Source organism: Streptomyces sp. NPDC055400 (assembly GCF_053644375.1).
Map to the genome: position 1 here is coordinate 57,419 of NZ_JBSHLM010000016.1, position 18,129 is coordinate 75,547.

The following is an 18,129-nucleotide window of genomic DNA, read 5'->3' on the forward strand; positions in this document are numbered from 1 at the left end:
CCATGTCCCTGACCAGTGATCCACCCATCGGCAAAACGACATCAGCCACGACAGCCGGCGGCGCCGTCGACTACGGCGCGCTGAAGGTGGTGCCCGTCCGCCACCCCTGGCGCTGGGCCGCCATCGTCGCGACCGCCGTGCTGCTCGCCCAGTTCGCGCACGGATTCATCACCAACACCGGCTGGGAATGGGGGGTGTTCGCTGACTACTTCACCGCCGACGTGATCCTCAAGGCGGTGTGGACCACCCTTCAGCTGACGTTCTACGGAACGGCCCTCGGGTTCGCGCTCGGCATCGTCCTGGCCTTCATGCGTCTGTCTGCCAGCCGGTTCCTCCAGGCCGTCGCCTTCGGCTACATCTGGGCGTTCCGCTCGATCCCGCTGATCGTGCAACTGCTCTTCTGGTTCAACCTGGCCTATCTGTACAAGGAGTTGCAGTTCGGGATCCCCTTCGGGCCCGGCTTCCTCTCCTTCGACACGATGGGCCTGGTCGGCGCGATGAGCGCGGCCGTCCTCGGGCTCGCGCTGCACCAGGCCGCGTACGCCGCCGAAATCGTCCGCGGTGGCGTACTGGCCGTCGACGGCGGCCAGTTGGAGGCCGCGGCCGCGCTCGGCATCCCCCGGCTGCGGCAGATCCGCCGCATCGTCCTGCCGCAGGCCATGCGCTCGATCCTGCCCAACGCGGCCAACGAGGTTATCTCCCTCTTCAAGGGCACCTCGATCGTCTCCGTCATGGCGATCGGCGAGCTCTTCTACCAGGTCCAGGTCATCTACGGCCGCAACGGGCGTGTGGTCCCGCTCCTGATGGTCGCCACCGTCTGGTACGTGCTCCTGACCAGCGCGCTCTCCGTCCTCCAGCACTACGTAGAACGACACTTCTCGAAGGGAACCACCCGATGAGCGACGCGGGCGCCGGCCGGACCATGGTCGACATCAAGGCCGTCCACAAGAGCTTCGGCACGCTGGAGGTGCTGCGCGGCATCGACCTGGAGGTGCGCACCGGCGAGGTCACCGTCGTCCTGGGCCCGTCGGGCTCGGGCAAGTCCACGCTGCTGCGCACCATCAACCATCTGGAGAAGGTCGACAGCGGTTGGATCAGCGTCGACGGCTCCCTCGTCGGTTACCGGCGCGAGAAGAAGACTGCGGCCCGAAGGGCTTCCGGCAAGGGCGGTGGTGGGCGACGGGCGGGAGACAAGCTGTACGAGCTGCGCGAGCGCGAGGTGCTCAAGCAGCGCACCCAGATCGGCTTCGTCTTCCAGAACTTCAACCTGTTCCCGCACCTCACGGTCCTGGAGAACATCGCCGAGGCCCCCGTCTCCGCCCTCAAGCGCCCCCGCAAGGAGGCCCTCGACCACGCGCGCAGGCTGCTCGACCGGGTCGGGCTCGCCGACAAGGCCGGCGCCTACCCGAAGCAGCTCTCCGGCGGGCAGCAGCAGCGCGTCGCCATCGCCCGCGCGCTGGCACTCGAACCGAAGCTGCTGCTCTTCGACGAGCCGACGTCCGCGCTCGATCCGGAGCTCGTCGGTGAAGTCCTCGACGTCATCAAGGACCTGGCGCTCCAGGGCACCACGATGATCGTCGTCACGCACGAGATCGGCTTCGCCCGCGAGGTCGCCGACACCGTCGTCTTCATGGACGAGGGCCGCATCGTCGAACAGGGCGCCCCCGGCGACGTACTGGACGCACCGCGGCACGACCGCACGAAGGCGTTCCTCTCCAAGGTCCTGTGACCCTCACCCCTGATTCCGCACCTCCCGCACCCCCTTTCAACTCGCCTTTCATCAACAGGAGTTCACGCATGCTGTCCCGCCGCACCCTCGCCCTGTCCGTCGCCGCACTCGTAGCCGCGCCCCTGCTCACCGCCTGCGGAGGTGACAGCGATGCCGCGACCGGCACCGACAAGGGCGGCTCCGAGAAGGTGGGCGGCATCAACATCGGGCCCGACCAGCACCGCATCCACGCCAAGAAGGTCGACGCGATCGCCGCCAAGCTGCCGGCCGCGGTCCGTGAGCGCGGCACGCTCAGGCTCGGCGGCAGCGCCGACGCCTCGCCGCCACTCGGCTTCTACGCCACCGACGACAAGACCCGCATCGGCTCCGAGATCGACCTCGCGACCCTCGTCGCCGACACGCTCGGCCTGAAGATCGAGTTCTCCCCGGTGTCCTGGGAGAACCTCTTCGTCGGCCTCGACAGCGGCAAGTTCGACGCCGTCTTCTCGAACGTCACCGTCACGGAGGAGCGCAAGGAGAAGTACGACTTCGCGACCTACCGGCTCGACAACATCGCGTTCGAGGCGAAGAAGGGCACGACCTGGCGGGTCAAGGAACCCAAGGACGTGGCCGGGAAGACCATCGCCGTCTCCTCCGGCACCAACCAGGAGAAGATCCTCGTCGACTGGAGCAAGCAGGACGAGAAGGCGGGCCTGAAGCCGGTCACCATCAAGTACTTCCAGAAGGACACCGACTACTACCTCGCTCTCCAGTCGGGCCGCATCGACGCCTACCTCGGCCCGAGCCCCAGCGCCGCCTACCACGTGGAGTCCGCCGGGCAGTCGCAGATCATCGGCACGCTCTCCGGCGCCGGGGACAAGATCCAGGGCAAGATCGCCGCTACGACGAAGAAGGACAGCGGACTCGTCGACGCGTACGCCGCCGCCCTCGACCACGTGATCAAGGACGGGTCGTACGGGCGCGTCCTGAAGCGCTGGGGCCTGTCGACCGAGGCGGTCGAGAAGTCGGAGATCAACCCGCCCGGCCTGCCCAAGCCGTAGCCCGCCCGCCGGCCCCGTTCCTCCGTTCCTCGTCCAAGGACCTGCTCATGACTACGTCAACCGGGCGCGGCCTGCTGCATCTCGCGGCGGCCGTCGACCAGCCCGACACTTACGACGCCGATCCGTATCTCACGCTCACGCGCCTCGCGGAACGCGGCGCCCTGGACTTCGTCACCCTCAAGGACTCCTTCGGCCGGCCCGGGCCCGACGCGCTCGCCGTGCTGTCCCGGGTCGCCCCGGCGACCGCCCGCATCGGCCTCGTCCCCACCGTCACCACCACGCACACCGAGCCCTTCCATGTGCAGGCCGCCGTCGCCACCCTCGACTGGGTGAGCCGGGGCCGCGCCGGCTGGCGGCCCGAGGTGTCTGCCACGGAGGAGGAGGCCCGCCTCTTCGGCCGCAGGGCCGCCGCGCCCGCTGCGGAGCTGTGGGGCGAGGCCGGTGAAGTCGCCGACGTGGCAACCCGGTTGTGGGACAGCTGGGAGGACGACGCGGAGATCCGCGACGTGGCGACCGGACGTTTCATCGACCGGGAGAAGCTGCACTACGTCGACTTCCAGGGCGCCACGTTCTCCGTGCGCGGCCCCTCCATCGTGCCGCGGCCGCCGCAGGGCCACCCCGTCACGGTCGTCGACACCACGGAGCAGCACGCGTACGACGTCGCCGCCCGCCACGCCGACGTCGCCCTGGTGAACGCGGCGGGCCCGGCGCAGGCCGCCGCCGTCCGCGCCGGACTGCGCCGCCGCGCCGCGGAGTACGGACGCGATCCCGACGCCCTGCGCGTCCTGGCCGCGCTGCGCATCGACCTCGGCGGCGGGGAGCACGCGGCCGTGCCCGGTCACGGCGGGGGAGGGCCGCTGCCGAGCGAACTCGGCCCGCTCTACCGGGGCGGTCCGGTCGGCCTGGCCGACCTCGTCACCGCCTGGCACCGCGCCGGAGCAGTGGACGGCTTCCACCTCACCCCCGTCGAGCCGCGCCGTGACCTGGAGCGGCTCGTCAACGGCACGGTGCCGCTGCTCCAGCACCGCGGCCTGTTCCGCACGTTCTATCCGGGCAGCACCTTCAGGGAACACCTGGGGCTCGCCCGGCCCGCCAACCAGTACGCCGCGCTCGCGGGGGACCCGTCATGACCTCAACCGCCACGCCACGTAAACACGTTCATCTCGCCGCCCACTTCCCGGGGGTCAACAACACCACCGTCTGGACCGATCCGCGCTCCCGCTCACAGATCGACTTCGCGTCGTTCGAGCACCTCGCCCGCACCGCCGAGCGCGGCCTGTTCGACTTCTTCTTCCTCGCGGAGGGGCTGCGGCTGCGCGAGCACAAGGGGCGCGTCCACGATCTCGATGTCGTCGGGCGGCCGGAGTCCGTCACCGTCCTGAACGCCCTCGCGGCCGTCACCGAGCGCCTGGGACTTGCCGCGACGGTCAACGCGACGTTCAACGAGCCCTACGAGACCGCCCGCAGGTTCGCCACGCTCGACCACCTCAGCGGGGGCCGCGCCGCCTGGAACGTCGTCACCTCCTCCGACGCGTTCACCGGCGAGAACTTCCGCCGCGGCGGCTACCTCGACCGGGCCGACCGGTACACCCGCGCCGCCGAGTTCGTCGCCACGGCCCGCGAGCTGTGGGACTCCTGGACCCCCGAAGGTGAGCCGCGGCCCTTCGCGCACACCGGCCGGCACTTCGACATCGAGGGCGAGTTCACCCTGCCGCGCTCCCCGCAGGGGCACCCGGTCGTCATCCAGGCCGGGGACTCTCCTGAGGGGCGTGAGTTCGCGGCGTCGGCGGCGGACGTGATCTTCACGCGGCACGGCACGCTGGAGGCGGGCCGCGCTTTCTACGCCGATGTGAAGAGCCGGCTCGCGACGTACGGGCGTACCGCCGAGGACCTGAAGATCATGCCGGGTGTCACCGTCGTCCTCGGCGACACCGCAGCCGAGGCCCAGGAGCGCGCCGCCGGGATCAGGCGCCAGCAGGTGTCCCCGCAGAACGCGCTCCTCACCCTGGAGCAGATCTGGGGCGTCGACCTCTCCGCGTACGACCCCGACGGGCCGCTGCCGGACATCGATCCGGTCGTCGACTCCGGGCTCTCCCAGGGCCGTACCAAGCGCGGCGACCCCCGTGCCATCGCCGAGCAGTGGCGCGCCCTGTCGCGCGCCAAGGGTCTGTCCATCCGGCAGACCGTCATCGAGACCACCACGCGCCAGTCGTTCATCGGCACCCCGCAGGCCGTCGCCGCCGAGCTCGACGAGTTCGTGCAGAGCGACGCGGCCGACGGCTTCATCCTCGTACCGCACCTCACCCCGGGCGGCCTGGACGAGTTCGTCGACCAGGTGGTGCCCCTGCTCCAGGAACGCGGGGCGTACCGCACGGAATACACCGGTACGACGCTGCGCTCCCATCTGGGGCTGAAAGAACCCGTACGCCCCGCACGCGAGGAAGGCCTGACCGCATGACCGACGACGCAGCCGACGCCTGGCAGCAGTGGCACGAGCAGCGGACCGCATCCGTCTCCGAGCCCTACGGACCGCTCGCCCTCACCGGCACGTACTGGCTGGACGACTATCCGGAAGGCAAACTTCCGGCCATTCCCGGGAAGTGGCGGGCCGACGGCGGCCAGGTCGGCCTGACCGCCGCCCCCGAGGACGGCCTCACTCGTGACGGACAGCCGCTGACCGGCGAGGTGCGGCTCACGGCCGACGCGCGGATCGGCCTCGGCGAGCGCCGCCTCGTCGCGATCGTGCGCGAAGGCCTGTGGGCCGTACGCGACTTCGACCCGCGGTCGGGGCCGCGACGCGACTTCGCAGGCATCGAGGCCACCGCCCACGATCCCCGCTGGACGGTCGAGGGCCGCTTCACGCCGTACGAGGAGAGCCGCACGGTCCGCGTCGAGAACGCCGACGGCAAGGAGCGCGGCCTCGGCCTCGGCGGTGAACTGGCCTTCTCCCTCGACGGACAGGACCTGACCCTCCAGGTCGCGGTGCAGGCGGACGGCTCGCTGTGGGCCGTGTTCGCCGACGCCACCAGCGGCGACGGGACCTTCCGGTTCCGCTTCCTGCGGCCCGCCGCGCCTGACGCCGAAGGCCGTACGAGCGTCGACTTCAATCGCGCGGTGCTGCCGCCCTGCGCCTTCACCGACCACTTCCTCTGCCCCTTCCCGCCACCCGGCAACGCCCTGCCGGTCAAGATCGAGGCCGGCGAACGGAACCTCGTGGGCCGCCACTCCGTCTGACAGGGGAGCCGAGCCCCGACGGCCTGCGACCCACCGCAGAAGCCGTCGGGGCATGTGGTCGTGTACCGGACGGACGGCCGAAAGGCGCCCTTGTGCCGGTCAGTTGAAACGCCGAATACTCCCGAGCAGCGCTTGTCAGGGGCACCGCATCTTCGGAACATTCCGGAATCCGGAATCCGAACGGGGGCCGCTGGCTGCGCCTCACGGGCCCCCGACCCCACGCGGGGCCCCCGACTTCCCTCGGGAGGAACGAACCAGTGAGGATCAAGCGCACCACCCCCCGCAGTGGCATAGCGAGACGCGCCCGGATGATCTCCGTGGCCACCGGACTCGTCGCCATCGGCGCACTCGCCGTCCCCACGGCCAGCGCGTCGGACGCGCCCGTCGCGCACACCTTCAGCGCGACCCAGCTCACCCAGGCCGGCACGTCCGTCCTGAAGTCCGATGTACCCGGCACCGCCTGGGCGGTCGACCAGAAGACCAACCAGGTCGTCGTCACCGCCGACAGCACGGTCTCCCGGGCCGAGATCGCCAGGATCCAGAAGGCGGCCGGCAGCAACGCGGGCGCCCTGAAGATCGAGCGCACCCCCGGCACGTTCAAGAAGCTGGTCTCCGGCGGCGACGCCATCTATGCGAGTAGCTGGCGCTGCTCGCTCGGCTTCAACGTCCGCTCGGGCAGCACCTACTACTTCCTGACCGCGGGCCACTGCACCGACGGCGCCGGCACCTGGTGGTCGAACTCGTCCCACTCGACGGCCATAGGTTCGACCGCGGGATCCAGTTTCCCGGGCAATGACTACGGCATCGTCAGGTACACCACCACGGGGACCCCGCCCGGAACGGTCGGCAGCCAGGACATCACCGGTGCGGCCACGCCGTCCGTGGGGACCACGGTCACCCGGCGCGGCTCGACCACCGGTATCCACAGCGGCCGCGTCACCGCGCTCAACGCCACCGTGAACTACGGCGGCGGCGACATCGTCTCCGGCCTCATCCAGACCACGGTCTGCGCCGAGCCCGGCGACTCCGGCGGCCCGCTCTACGGCGGCTCCACCGCGTACGGCCTGACCTCCGGCGGCAGCGGCAACTGCACCTCCGGCGGTACGACCTTCTTCCAGCCGGTCACCGAGGCGCTGAGCGCGTACGGAGTGAGCGTCTACTGATCCGTGTCCCTGGGCCGGCGGTCACCGGCCTTCGGACAGTCTGACCTGCGGTCAGCAGCAGGGAGCCCCCGTACGGCAACTGCCGTGCGGGGGCTCGTCCTTGTGCGCGTTCCGGAGTTACCTTCGAAGGAGAAACCGTCGAAAAACGTCCCTGAGTGCCTGGGTCCGACCCCTGGAGGCCTCCATGGTCGAGGAGCTGGTGGTGGCGGGAGCCACTGCCGCGACCGCCGCGGTGATCTGCGTGACGGCCGCGGCGGCGCGCATCGTCAAACAGTACGAGCGGGGCGTGGTCTTCCGCCTGGGGCGGCTGCGACCGGATGTGCGCGGCCCGGGATTCACGATGATCATGCCGTTCGTGGACCGGCTCCATAAGGTCAACATGCAGATCGTCACGATGCCGGTGCCCGCGCAGGACGGCATCACGCGGGACAACGTCACGGTGCGGGTCGACGCCGTCATCTACTTCAAGGTGGTCGACGCGTCCGAGGCCGTCGTACAGGTGGAGGACTACCGGTTCGCCGTCTCCCAGATGGCGCAGACGTCGCTGCGCTCGATCATCGGCAAGAGCGACCTCGACGACCTCCTCTCGAACCGCGAAAAGCTCAACCAGGGCCTCGAGTTGATGATCGACAGCCCGGCAATCGGCTGGGGCGTGCAGATCGACCGCGTCGAGATCAAGGACGTGTCGCTGCCCGAGACCATGAAACGCTCGATGTCGCGGCAGGCCGAGGCGGAGCGCGAGCGGCGCGCCCGGATCATCAACGCGGACGCCGAACTCCAGGCCTCCAGGAAGCTCGCCGAGGCGGCCTCGGAGATGTCCGAACAGCCCGCGGCGCTCCAACTCCGGCTCCTGCAGACCGTGGTGGCCGTCGCCGCCGAGAAGAACTCGACCCTCGTACTGCCCTTCCCGGTGGAGCTCCTGCGCTTCCTGGAACGGGCGACGCCGGGGGACGCGGCGCGGCAGCCGGCCGCCGAACCGCCGCCGATTCCCGGCTCGACGGCATCGGAATCAGGACAGGACTAGACCTCACCCATTGCGGACCGCCCCTCTGCGCGGAGTGTTTGCAGTGGGAACCGACGTGGTGCGACAGGCGTATGACGGGGGTGCACGCGGCCGGGGGAGCGCATAGCGTCAGTCGCACGCGCGTCCTGAAGTCGACCTTGTGTGTCCCCTGTGGCCGTCGGGATAGTGGGCGCGTCAACCTACGGGACCGGCTCACCCCACAGCGGTCGGTTCCGACCCCCCACAGGAGGACGAGAGTTGAAGCACCGACGCATACCCAAGCGGCGTGCCGCCGCGGTAGGAGCGGGCATCGCCGCTCTGGTCGCCGCGGGAGTCACCTTCCAGACTGCGAACGCGAGCACGGACACCCCTGATGTGGCCCCGCAGACCCTGTCGATCGCGAAGGCCGGAAATCTCGCCTCGTCCCTGACCAAGGACCTCGGCGCGGACTCGGCGGGCACGTACTACGACGCGAAGGCCAGGCACCTCGTCGTGAACGTCCTGAACAAGGACGCGGCGGACGTCGTGCAGGCGGCCGGAGCCAAGGCCAGAGTCGTCGAGAACTCCCTGGCCGAACTGAAGGGCGCCCGCATCACCCTGAAGCAGGACGCGACGATCCCCGGCACCTCGTGGGCGGTCGACCCGGCCACCAACAAGGTCGTCGTGACCGCCGACCGCACGGTCGGCGCGGCCGCGTGGAGCAAGCTGAGCAAGGTCGTCGACGGTCTCGGATCCAAGGCCGAACTCCAGCGGACCAAGGGGGAGTTCAAGCCCCTCATCGCGGGCGGTGACGCCATCAGCGGCGGCGGCGGCCGCTGCTCCCTCGGCTTCAACGTGGTCAAGGGCGGTCAGCCGTACTTCATCACGGCCGGCCACTGCACCGAGGCGATCTCGACCTGGTCGGACTCGAGCGGCCAGGAGATCGGCACGAACGAGCAGTCCAGCTTCCCGGACAACGACTTCGGCCTGGTCAAGTACACCGCCGACGTCGCGCACCCGAGCGAGGTCGACCTCTACAACGGCTCCAGCCAGCAGATCACCAAGGCGGGCGACGCGACCGTCGGCATGAAGGTGACCCGCAGCGGCTCCACGACCCAGGTCCACGACGGCAGCGTCACCGGCCTGGACGCCACCGTGAACTACGGCAACGGCGACATCGTCAACGGGCTCATCCAGACCGACGTCTGCGCCGAGCCCGGCGACAGCGGCGGCTCGCTCTTCTCTGGCGACACCGCGATCGGCCTCACCTCGGGCGGCAGCGGCGACTGCAGCTCCGGCGGGGAGACCTTCTTCCAGCCGGTGACGGAGGCGCTGTCCACGTTCGGCGCCGAGATCGGCTGAGGTAACGACAGCGAGACAGCCAGAAAGCTGCTGGACAGCCAGACGCAGGGGCCGGCCCGTCATCGACGGGTCGGCCCCTCGCGTTGTGTGAGGTTCGGGCGGTTCGGGCGTCCCGGGCGCTGCGGGTGCTGCGGGGCCCGGGCGGGGTATCGGCTGTCTGGATCATGCTCCCACGGTCCGGGGGGCACGGTGTTCGTGCAGGTGGGGTGGGCTGAACGGGTGCCGGGGGCAGTGACCTCGCTCGGATGTCGCACATGCGTTCGATACTTGGTCTATGGTGGTGGTGGGGAGGCGAGAGCAGGTCGGTTCGAGGTGTGCAGGAGGTGCGTGTGCCAGGGTTCACGCATTTGCACACCGTTTCCGGGTTCTCCCTTCGGTACGGGGCCTCGCACCCGGAGCGGCTGGCCGAGCGTGCCTCCGAACGGGGCATGGACGCGCTCGCCCTCGCCGACCGGGACACCCTCTCGGGCTCGGTCAGGTTCGCCAAGGCCTGCGTCAAGGCAGGGGTGCGCCCGCTGTTCGGGACGGACCTCGCGGTGAGCGGACCCCCGCCGGCCGGAGCCCCCGCGCCGGGCCGCACCCCGGCCGAGCGCCGCAGGCAGCCCGTGCGCGGCGGTGCCTTCATCGACGAGTCGACCCCGCGCGTGACCTTCCTCGCCCGCGACGGAGCCATCGGCTGGGCCTCCCTGTGCCGCCTGGTCACCGCTGCCCACGCCACCGGCGAGACCCGGCTGACCTGGGAGGACAACCACGGCGACGGCCTGACCGTACTGCTCGGACCCGCGTCCGACGTCGGACGCGCGCTCGCCGCGGGCCGCCCCGACCGGGCCGCGCACCTCCTCGTCCCCTGGCGGGAGATCTACGGCGACGCCCTGCGCCTCGAAGCCGTCCACCACGGACGCGAGGGCACGGGCCCCGGATCCCTGCGCCTGGCCGCCCGCACCGTCGGCTTCGCCGCCGAGCAGGGCATCCGCCCGGTCCTCAGCAACGACGTCCGGTACGCCGACCCGGGCCTCGGCCCGGTCGCCGACGTCCTCGACGCCGCGCGCCGCCTCGTCCCGGTCGACCCCCGCAAGGAACTCGACAGCGGCGAGCGCTGGCTGAAGGACGCCGGGGCCATGCTGATGACGGCCGAACGGGTGGTGGAGGCCGCGGGCTTCCGCCGCGACGCCGCGTACCGGCTGCTCGAACAGACCAACGCCGCGGCGGCCGAATGCCGCGTCGACCCCGAGGGCGACCTCGGCATCGGCTCCGTGCACTTCCCCGAACCGCGGCTCGTCGGCGCCGGCCGCCGCACCGCCCAGCGGGTCCTCGCGTCGCGGGCGGCGGCGGGGATGCTGCGCCTCGGGTACGACCGGAAGCGGGAGTACTGGGAGCGGATGCACCGCGAGCTGGACATCATCGCCCACCACGACTTCGCCACTTACTTCCTGACGGTGTCCCAAGTCGTCGACGACGTACGGGACATGGGCATCCGGGTCGCCGCGCGCGGCTCCGGCGCCGGGTCCCTGGTCAACCATCTGCTCGGGATCGCGCACGCGGACCCGGTCGAACACGGCCTCCTCATGGAGCGGTTCCTGTCCAAGCGCCGCTCCGTCCTGCCCGACATCGACATCGACGTGGAGTCGGCCCGGCGCCTGGAGGTCTACCGGGCGATCATCGACCGGTTCGGCGCCGAGCGCGTCGCGACCGTCTCGATGCCGGAGACGTACCGGGTCCGCCATGCCGTACGCGATGTGGGCGCGGCCCTGTCCATGGACCCGGCCGACATCGACCGGATCGCCAAGTCCTTCCCGCACATCCGTGCCCGCGACGCGCGGGCCGCGCTGGAGGAACTGCCCGAACTGCGGGAACTGGCAGGGGAGTCCCGGCGGGGCGGGGACAGGTACGGACGCATGTGGGAGCTGGTCGAGGCGCTCGACGCGCTGCCGCGCGGTATCGCCATGCACCCGTGCGGGGTGCTGCTCTCGGACGCCTCGCTGCTCGCCCGTACGCCCGTCGTGCCGACCAGCGGCGAGAGCCTGCCCATGTCGCAGTTCGACAAGGAGGACGTCGAGGACCTCGGCCTGCTCAAGCTCGACGTCCTCGGGGTGCGGATGCAGTCGGCGATGGCGCACGCGGTCGCCGAGACCGAGCGCGCGACCGGCACCGCGCTCGACCTGGACGCGGTGCCGCCCGGCGACCCGGAGACGTACCGGCTCATCAAGTCCACCGAGACGCTGGGCTGTTTCCAGATCGAGTCGCCGGGCCAGCGGGACCTGGTGGGACGGCTCCAGCCGGCCACCTTCCACGACCTCGTGGTGGACATCTCGCTGTTCCGCCCGGGACCCGTCGCCGCCGACATGGTGCGGCCGTTCATCGAGGCGCGGCACGGGCGCGCGCCGGTCCGCTATCCGCACCGCGACCTGGAGGGACCCCTGAAGGAGACGTACGGGGTCGTCGTCTTCCACGAGCAGATCATCGAGATCGTGAACATCATGACGGGATGCGGCCGCGACGAGGCGGACCGGGTCAGGAGGGGGCTGTCCGACCCCGATTCGCAGGGGCGCATCCGGTTCTGGTTCGCACAGCAGGCGGCGGCGCACGGATACGACGCCGAGACCATCGCCCGCACCTGGGAGATCGTCGAGGCCTTCGGGTCGTACGGGTTCTGCAAGGCGCACGCCGTCGCCTTCGCGGTGCCGACCTACCAGTCGGCGTGGCTGAAGGCCCATCACCCGGCCGCGTTCTACGCGGGGTTGCTCACCCACGACCCCGGGATGTACCCGAAGCGGCTGATCCTCGCGGACGCGCGGCGGCGCGGGGTGCCGATCCTTCCGCTGGACGTGAACAAGTCCGCAGTCGCTCACCGTATCGAACTGGTGTCTGATAAAGGAGGTGGCGGCCACAAGAATGGCGGTCACAAAGAGGAGAAATGGGGCGTGCGGCTCGCGCTCTCCGACGTGCACGGCATCAGCGAGGCCGAGGCGGCCCGCATCGAGGAGGGCCGGCCCTACTCCTCGCTGCTCGACTTCTGGGAGCGGGCCAGGCCCAGCCGGCCGCTCGCGCAGCGGCTCGCCCAGGTCGGCGGGCTCGACGCGTTCGGCGCCAACCGGCGTGACCTGCAACTCCACTTGACCGAACTGCACCGGGGAACGCGCGGGTCCCGGGGCGCCCGCGGCGCCCAACTGCCCCTGTCCGGCGGCCACGGCACCGCGCCGGCCGGCCTGCCCGACCTCGGCGACGCCGAGCGGCTCAGCGCCGAACTCGGGGTACTCGGGATGGACGCCTCCCGCCATCTCATGGGCGACCACGAGAAGTTCCTGGAGGAGCTGGGGGTGCTGACGGCGCGCCGCCTGCGCGAGGCCGAGCACGGCAAGGTCGTGCTGGTCGCGGGTGCCAAGGTCGCCACGCAGACCCCGCCGATCCGCTCCGGCAAGCGCGTCATCTTCACGACCCTGGACGACGGCACGGGCCTGGTCGACCTGGCCTTCTTCGACGACGCGCACGCCGCGTGCGCGCACACCGTCTTCCACTCGTGGCTGCTCCTGGTCCGCGGCACGGTCCAGCGGCGCGGACCGCGCAGTCTCAGCGTGGTGGGCGCGGCCGCGTGGAACCTCGCGGACCTGGTGGAGGTGCGCCGGCAGGGCGGCCTCGACGCGGTGGCGCTGCGCCTGGCGGAGCCGCCCGGACAGTCGCCGTCCGACGAGGACGACCCGGTCGACGGCCGCCGCATCCGCATGGCCACGGGATACGAGATGCACCCCTGGGCGGACCTGCGCCCGGCGGGCGACGGCCAGTCCGGACCACCGCGCAAACTGTGGCACCAGAGCCCCGGGAGTGCGGGATGACCACTCTGTACGTACGGTTCCTGCTACCGCCCATGTACGAGGCGGCACTGCCTCAACTGATAGGCCTGCTGGGCGAGTTCAGCCCGACGGTCGAGGCGCTGCCGCCCGACGCCGCCCTCGTGGACCTGGGCGGCGCCGTGCGCTACTTCGGGCGGGACGCCGTCGAACTCGCCGCGGTGATCCGGGTGCGGGCGCTCGCCCTGTACGGGGTGGAGTGCGTGATCGGCGCGGGCCCCGGCCCGATGCTGGCGCGGATGGCCGCGCGGACGGCCTCGCCCGGGGTGACCCGGGTGGTGCCGGGGGACCCCGGCGCCGTGGCGGAGTTCCTCGCCGGGCAGCCGGTCGCCGCGCTGCCCGGCGTCGGCGCCGCCACCGCCCGCACCCTGTGCGAGTACGGGCTCGACACCCTGGACAGGGTGGCCGCCGCCCCGCAGGGCACCCTGCAACGGCTCACCACCGCCCGCATCGGCCGTGAACTGCACGAGAAGGCGCGCGGCGTCGACCGCACCCGGGTCACCCCCAACGCCGCCACGCGGTCCACCGCCGCCGAACGCCCCTTCCCGCGCGACGAACTCGACCCGTACCGGCACCGCCGCGCCCTGCTCTCCCTCGCCGACGAACTGGGCGCCCGGCTCCGCGACGGGAAGCAGGTGTGCCGCTCGCTGACCCTCACCGTGCGCTACGCCGACCGGTCCACGACCACCCGCAGCCGTACGCTCCCCGAGCCCACCGGGCACACGACCGCGCTGTCCACGACCGCGTACCGGATGTACGAGGCGCTCGGCCTGCAGCGGGCCAGGGTGCGGGCGCTCGCCCTGCGGGCGGAGGGGCTCCGCCCGGTCGAGGGTTCCGCCCGCCAGCTGACCTTCGACCCCGCGGACGAGAAGGCGCGGGCGCTGGAGGCGGTGGCCGACCGGGCCCGGGCGCGGTTCGGACCCGGGGCGATCGTGCCCGGGCGGCTCGCGGCGTGAGTCCTTACCGAGCCCAGGGCGGCGATACGCGCGTGCCGTCCGCCAGAACCGTCTCAGGTCCGCGCCCTGCTCGACCAGTTGACCGCTGTCGCACCCGGGGGACCCGTCAGGCCCGCCCGGTGACACCGCGTCAGCACCGGCAGCGTCCAGCTACCACTGCAAGTTTTTACTGACGCGTAACTTCACTCTTTTACTACTGGCGCGTAATTTGGCTGGCAGTACAGCATCCTCGTGATCCGGATCACAGGGCACGCACCCCACATCGCAACTCCCTTGAGCCGCAAGGAGATCACACGATGCTGCCCCGGAACTGGAAACGTGCGGTCAGATCCCTGACCGCCGCCCTGCTGCTCACGGCCGCGGCCGGCGCGATCCCCGCCGCCGCCCACGCCGACACCGCCCCCGACAGCGGCTGGAACAACTACGACTGCAAGCCGTCCGCCGCCCACCCGCGCCCCGTCGTCCTCGTCCACGGCACCTTCGGGAACTCCGTCGACAACTGGCTGGTCCTCGCCCCCTACCTGGTGCACCGCGGCTACTGCGTCTTCTCGCTCGACTACGGACAACTGCCCGGCGTCCCGCTGTTCAACGGCCTCGGCCCCATCGACAAGTCGGCGGGCCAGCTCGACACCTTCGTCGACAAGGTGCTCACCGCCACCGGCGCCCCCAAGGCCGACCTCGTCGGCCACTCGCAGGGCGGCATGATGCCCCGCTACTACCTCAAGTTCCTCGGCGGCGCCGCGAAGGTGAACTCCCTCGTCGGCATCGCGCCCGACAACCACGGCACCACCCTGAACGGCCTCACGAACCTCCTGCCGTACTTCCCCGGGGCCGGCGACCTGCTGACCCTCGCCACCCCCGGCCTCGCCGACCAGATGGCGGGCTCCCCGTTCATCACCAAGCTCAACCAGGGCGGGGACACCGTCCCCGGCGTCCACTACACCGTCATCGCGACCAAGTACGACGAGGTCGTCACCCCGTATGCCACCCAGTTCCTGAGCGGCTCCGACGTCCACAACGTCAAGCTCCAGGACCTGTGCTCCGTCGATCTGTCCGAGCACGTCGCCATCGGCACCATCGACCGCGTCGCCTTCCACGAGGTCGCGAACGCCCTCGACCCGGCCCACGCCACCCCCACCACCTGCGCCTCGGCGGTGAGTTGAGCGCACCGCAGCCAGAAACGTGAAAGGGCCGCCGCCTCCACGAGTGGGCAGGGAGACGGCGGCCCGGCTGTGCGGCGTCAGCGGCTGTGACGCCCGCCCGCCACGGAGCGGCGCCGCACCGACGCGAACAACGTCGCGGCACCGATCGCCAGAACCGCGGCGCCGCCCATCGCGATGTACGGGGTGGCGCTGTCGCCGCCCGTCTCGGCGAGGTTCTCGTCGGCGAGGGGCTTCGCGGCACCGCCCTTCGCCTCGGGCCCGTTGCCGCCCGTCGCGTCGTCGGCGTCGTCGGCAGCGGGTGCCGCGGACCCCTCGGCCTGCGGTTCGGCACTGCCCCCGGCGTCACCGTGGTGGTGCTCCACGGACGACTTGCCGGCACCGTCCGCGATCTCCTGGTCGGAGGGCGCGGACGCCGCGGGAGCGGCCGCACCGGCCCCGCTGTCCTTGCCGAACACCACGTCGGAGCACGTGTAGAAGGCCTCGGGGGAGTCGGAGCGCTGCCAGATCGAGTAGATGAGGTGACGGCCCGACCGCGCCGGGACATCACCGTCGAAGACGTAGTCGCCGTTCTCCATCTTCGGGTCGGTGACCTTCACGAAGGGCTGAGCCTCCAGGTCCGACCACTTCAGCGGCTTCGCCGGGTCGTACGAGTCCTTGGTGATGTACAGCTCGAACGAGCCCTTGTGCGGCGCCGTTCCCTTGTAGTGGAAGGTGTGGCTGCCCGCCGACATCGGGCTCGACGGCCAGTCGGCGCGCGGAAGGTCGAGCCCCTTGTACTTGTCGTTGCCCGCGCTGCACAGCTTGCCGTCGGGGATGATCTCCTTCGACTTGCCCGCGGCGTTCGCGATGTTGACCGCGTTCCAGTCGTAGAAGGCCTGCGCGCCACTGGCCGCGACGGCGGCCTTGCACGCCGCTGACTGCGGGCTCTCCGGGCCCTCCGCGTAGCAGGCGGAGACGCGGCTGACCGGATCCGTCATCGAGCCGTGCGCCGACGCGGGCGCGGCGGCCAGCGCGGTCAGGGCGAACGGGACGGCACCTGCGACGGCGAACGCGGCGGCCTTGCGGCGAACTGTCATGAGTGGAACTCCTCAACGGCGGTTCAGGGGTGGGGGGAAGGGCCGCGACGACGGCCCCGGCGGTGAGAAAGCTAGCCCCTGAAAACCGCGAAATCGCCTGCTGAGGGCAGGCGATGGCGATCTTTATGGTGCGTTTAAGGGAGGGCTAATCGGGGGCTCAGACTGCGATCACGTCCCGTACTGTGCGGCCATGACTCACACAGTTCGCCGCGCCGCAGCAGCCGACGTACCCGCAGTGAAAGCGGTGACCGACGCCGCGTACCGCCACTACATCGACCGGATCGGAGTGGTGCCCGCGCCCATGGAGGCCGACCACGGCGCCGAGGTGGCCGCGGGCAAGGTGTACGTCGTGGACGGCGAGCGGGGCGGCGCGCCCGCAGTCATCGGGCTCGTCGTCGTCGAGACCCGCGAGGACCATCTGTTCCTCGACAGCATCGCCGTCCACCCCGATGCCCATGGACAGGGCGTGGGGCGGCGGCTGCTGGCGTTCGTCGACGAGCACGCGCGCGTGCTCGGCCTTCCCGAGGTGCGGCTCTACACGAACGCAAAGATGTGGGAGAACCAGGAGCTCTATCCGCGCTATGGATACGAGGTCGTGGAGCGCCGCACCGACGGCCTCTACGACCGCATCCACTACCGCAAGCGGCTCTCCGCGGCCCCGCCCGCCTGACGCGTGTGTCCCGGCCCGCTCACTCGTCGGGCCACCACGTGCGCCGGATGTCCTTGCGCACTTCCGGACGGTCGTGGCGGCGCTCCGCGGCGGCGTCGTCCTGCTGCTGCCGGCGGGTGGTGCTGGTCTTCGCCACGGGCTTGTTGATGGTCACACGGCGCATGACTGCCTCCTGTGCCTACCCCGGTTCCACTGCGGTACCGCTGTAGACGTGTTCCCCGGAGGGTGACGCATCGAAGCGTGATTGTCAGTGGCAGGTGTCACGATCTGGGCATGACGATGAGCGAGGACACCACGAATCGGGACATGGCGCCCCTCGAACCGGTCGACTGGGACGCCGAGGCCGCCGCATTCGACGACGAACCCGACCACGGCCTGCGTGATCCCGCCGTGCGCGGGGCCTGGGCCGCGCGCCTGCGGGACTGGCTGCCGGACCACCCCTGCGACCTGCTCGACCTGGGCTGCGGCACGGGCAGCATGTCGCTGCTCGCCACCGACCAGGGACACAGCGTGACCGCGGTCGACCTGTCGCCCGTCATGGTGGACCTCGCGCGGGCCAAGCTGGCCGGCCGGGCCGCGCGGGTGCTCGTCGGGGACGCCGCGGCGCCGCCCGTCGCGGGCGAGACCTTCGACGTCATACTCGTGCGGCACGTCGCGTGGACACTGTCCGACCTCGACGGCGCCCTCGCGCACTGGCTCTCGCTGCTGCGGCCCGGCGGGCGGCTGATCCTGGTGGAGGGCGTGTGGGGAACGCTCAGCCCCGTCGGCGTCCCGGCGGCCCGGCTCACCGGCGCCCTCGCCCCGCTCGCCGCCCACGTCCGGCACGAACCGCTCTCCGGGGACGCGCTGCTGTGGGGGAGACAGGTCGAGGACGACCGGTACGCGGTGGTCGCGACCGTACGGCTCTAG

16 protein-coding genes are annotated in these 18,129 nt (G+C 71.1%); 14 read left to right on the forward strand and 2 right to left on the reverse strand.

The window, feature by feature from the left end; genetic code table 11:
* Window positions 1-2 precede the first annotated feature (2 nt).
* The 12 genes from ACWIGU_RS34360 (at window position 3) to ACWIGU_RS34415 (ending at window position 15,474) form a co-directional block, all read left to right on the forward strand.
* On the forward strand, window positions 3-899 hold the full coding sequence (locus ACWIGU_RS34360; RefSeq protein WP_454405583.1) for an amino acid ABC transporter permease: 897 nt from the start codon (window positions 3-5) through the stop codon (window positions 897-899).
* Window positions 896-1,729, forward strand: coding sequence for an amino acid ABC transporter ATP-binding protein (locus ACWIGU_RS34365; RefSeq protein ID WP_454405584.1), 834 nt, complete (start codon window positions 896-898; stop codon window positions 1,727-1,729). Before ACWIGU_RS34360 ends, ACWIGU_RS34365 begins: the two co-directional genes overlap by 4 nt.
* Window positions 1,730-1,797: 68 nt before the next feature.
* Window positions 1,798-2,769 (forward strand): ABC transporter substrate-binding protein, encoded by a 972-nt coding sequence (locus ACWIGU_RS34370; RefSeq protein ID WP_454405585.1) that lies wholly within the window; start codon window positions 1,798-1,800, stop codon window positions 2,767-2,769.
* Window positions 2,770-2,816: 47 nt separating this feature from the next.
* Window positions 2,817-3,899: an LLM class flavin-dependent oxidoreductase gene (locus tag ACWIGU_RS34375; RefSeq protein WP_454405586.1), complete on the forward strand. Its 1,083-nt coding sequence runs from the start codon at window positions 2,817-2,819 to the stop codon at window positions 3,897-3,899.
* Window positions 3,896-5,227 carry an NtaA/DmoA family FMN-dependent monooxygenase gene (locus tag ACWIGU_RS34380; RefSeq protein WP_454405587.1) on the forward strand — a complete coding sequence of 444 codons (1,332 nt, stop codon included), beginning with the start codon at window positions 3,896-3,898 and terminating at the stop codon, window positions 5,225-5,227. Before ACWIGU_RS34375 ends, ACWIGU_RS34380 begins: the two co-directional genes overlap by 4 nt.
* Entirely contained in the window at window positions 5,224-6,003 is a 780-nt protein-coding gene (locus ACWIGU_RS34385) for a DUF1684 domain-containing protein (RefSeq protein ID WP_454405589.1), read from the forward strand. The genes ACWIGU_RS34380 and ACWIGU_RS34385 overlap by 4 nt, the downstream gene beginning before the upstream one ends.
* A 257-nt stretch (window positions 6,004-6,260) precedes the next feature.
* Complete coding sequence (locus tag ACWIGU_RS34390; RefSeq protein WP_454405590.1) at window positions 6,261-7,166, forward strand: S1 family peptidase; 906 nt, start codon at window positions 6,261-6,263, stop codon at window positions 7,164-7,166.
* Between the two features lie 184 nt (window positions 7,167-7,350).
* The gene (locus tag ACWIGU_RS34395) at window positions 7,351-8,190 is read left to right on the forward strand and encodes a slipin family protein (protein ID WP_454405591.1); all 840 of its coding nucleotides are present in this window, start codon (window positions 7,351-7,353) and stop codon (window positions 8,188-8,190) included.
* A 237-nt stretch (window positions 8,191-8,427) separates the two neighbouring features.
* Window positions 8,428-9,510: a S1 family peptidase gene (locus tag ACWIGU_RS34400; RefSeq protein WP_454405592.1), complete on the forward strand. Its 1,083-nt coding sequence runs from the start codon at window positions 8,428-8,430 to the stop codon at window positions 9,508-9,510.
* 329 nt (window positions 9,511-9,839) lie between these two features.
* Window positions 9,840-13,340, forward strand: a complete 3,501-nt coding sequence (locus tag ACWIGU_RS34405) for a DNA polymerase III subunit alpha (protein ID WP_454405593.1) — start codon at window positions 9,840-9,842, stop codon at window positions 13,338-13,340.
* On the forward strand, window positions 13,337-14,311 hold the full coding sequence (locus tag ACWIGU_RS34410) for a DNA polymerase Y family protein (protein WP_454405594.1): 975 nt from the start codon (window positions 13,337-13,339) through the stop codon (window positions 14,309-14,311). Before ACWIGU_RS34405 ends, ACWIGU_RS34410 begins: the two co-directional genes overlap by 4 nt.
* 296 nt (window positions 14,312-14,607) lie before the next feature.
* Window positions 14,608-15,474 carry an esterase/lipase family protein gene (locus ACWIGU_RS34415; protein ID WP_454405595.1) on the forward strand — a complete coding sequence of 289 codons (867 nt, stop codon included), beginning with the start codon at window positions 14,608-14,610 and terminating at the stop codon, window positions 15,472-15,474.
* Window positions 15,475-15,551: 77 nt separating this feature from the next.
* On the opposite strand, the gene ACWIGU_RS34420 is transcribed toward ACWIGU_RS34415, so the two are convergent.
* On the reverse strand, window positions 15,552-16,550 hold the full coding sequence (locus ACWIGU_RS34420; protein WP_454405596.1) for a lytic polysaccharide monooxygenase: 999 nt from the start codon (window positions 16,548-16,550) through the stop codon (window positions 15,552-15,554).
* A gap of 190 nt (window positions 16,551-16,740) precedes the next feature.
* Here ACWIGU_RS34420 and ACWIGU_RS34425 point away from each other — a divergent pair, with 190 nt between their 5' ends.
* Window positions 16,741-17,220: a GNAT family N-acetyltransferase gene (locus ACWIGU_RS34425; protein ID WP_454405597.1), complete on the forward strand. Its 480-nt coding sequence runs from the start codon at window positions 16,741-16,743 to the stop codon at window positions 17,218-17,220.
* Window positions 17,221-17,239: 19 nt separating this feature from the next.
* Here ACWIGU_RS34425 and ACWIGU_RS34430 read toward each other — a convergent pair whose 3' ends face one another.
* The gene (locus ACWIGU_RS34430; protein WP_199842054.1) at window positions 17,240-17,383 is read right to left on the reverse strand and encodes a hypothetical protein; all 144 of its coding nucleotides are present in this window, start codon (window positions 17,381-17,383) and stop codon (window positions 17,240-17,242) included.
* Between the two features lie 110 nt (window positions 17,384-17,493).
* On the opposite strand from ACWIGU_RS34430, the gene ACWIGU_RS34435 reads away from it, so the two are divergent.
* Window positions 17,494-18,129 carry a class I SAM-dependent methyltransferase gene (locus ACWIGU_RS34435; RefSeq protein ID WP_454405598.1) on the forward strand — a complete coding sequence of 212 codons (636 nt, stop codon included), beginning with the start codon at window positions 17,494-17,496 and terminating at the stop codon, window positions 18,127-18,129.

Excerpts from the sequence above, each read along its gene's own strand:
- ACWIGU_RS34360 (WP_454405583.1), top strand. The coding sequence starts at position 3 with ATGTCCCTGACCAGTGATCCACCCATCGGCAAAACGACATCAGCCACG.
- ACWIGU_RS34365 (WP_454405584.1), top strand. The coding sequence starts at position 896 with ATGAGCGACGCGGGCGCCGGCCGGACCATGGTCGACATCAAGGCCGTC.
- ACWIGU_RS34370 (WP_454405585.1), top strand. The coding sequence starts at position 1,798 with ATGCTGTCCCGCCGCACCCTCGCCCTGTCCGTCGCCGCACTCGTAGCC.
- ACWIGU_RS34375 (WP_454405586.1), top strand. The coding sequence starts at position 2,817 with ATGACTACGTCAACCGGGCGCGGCCTGCTGCATCTCGCGGCGGCCGTC.
- ACWIGU_RS34380 (WP_454405587.1), top strand. The coding sequence starts at position 3,896 with ATGACCTCAACCGCCACGCCACGTAAACACGTTCATCTCGCCGCCCAC.
- ACWIGU_RS34385 (WP_454405589.1), top strand. The coding sequence starts at position 5,224 with ATGACCGACGACGCAGCCGACGCCTGGCAGCAGTGGCACGAGCAGCGG.
- ACWIGU_RS34395 (WP_454405591.1), top strand. The coding sequence starts at position 7,351 with ATGGTCGAGGAGCTGGTGGTGGCGGGAGCCACTGCCGCGACCGCCGCG.
- ACWIGU_RS34410 (WP_454405594.1), top strand. The coding sequence starts at position 13,337 with ATGACCACTCTGTACGTACGGTTCCTGCTACCGCCCATGTACGAGGCG.
- ACWIGU_RS34415 (WP_454405595.1), top strand. The coding sequence starts at position 14,608 with ATGCTGCCCCGGAACTGGAAACGTGCGGTCAGATCCCTGACCGCCGCC.
- ACWIGU_RS34420 (WP_454405596.1), bottom strand. The coding sequence starts at position 16,550 with ATGACAGTTCGCCGCAAGGCCGCCGCGTTCGCCGTCGCAGGTGCCGTC.
- ACWIGU_RS34425 (WP_454405597.1), top strand. The coding sequence starts at position 16,741 with ATGACTCACACAGTTCGCCGCGCCGCAGCAGCCGACGTACCCGCAGTG.
- ACWIGU_RS34430 (WP_199842054.1), bottom strand. The coding sequence starts at position 17,383 with ATGCGCCGTGTGACCATCAACAAGCCCGTGGCGAAGACCAGCACCACC.
- ACWIGU_RS34435 (WP_454405598.1), top strand. The coding sequence starts at position 17,494 with ATGACGATGAGCGAGGACACCACGAATCGGGACATGGCGCCCCTCGAA.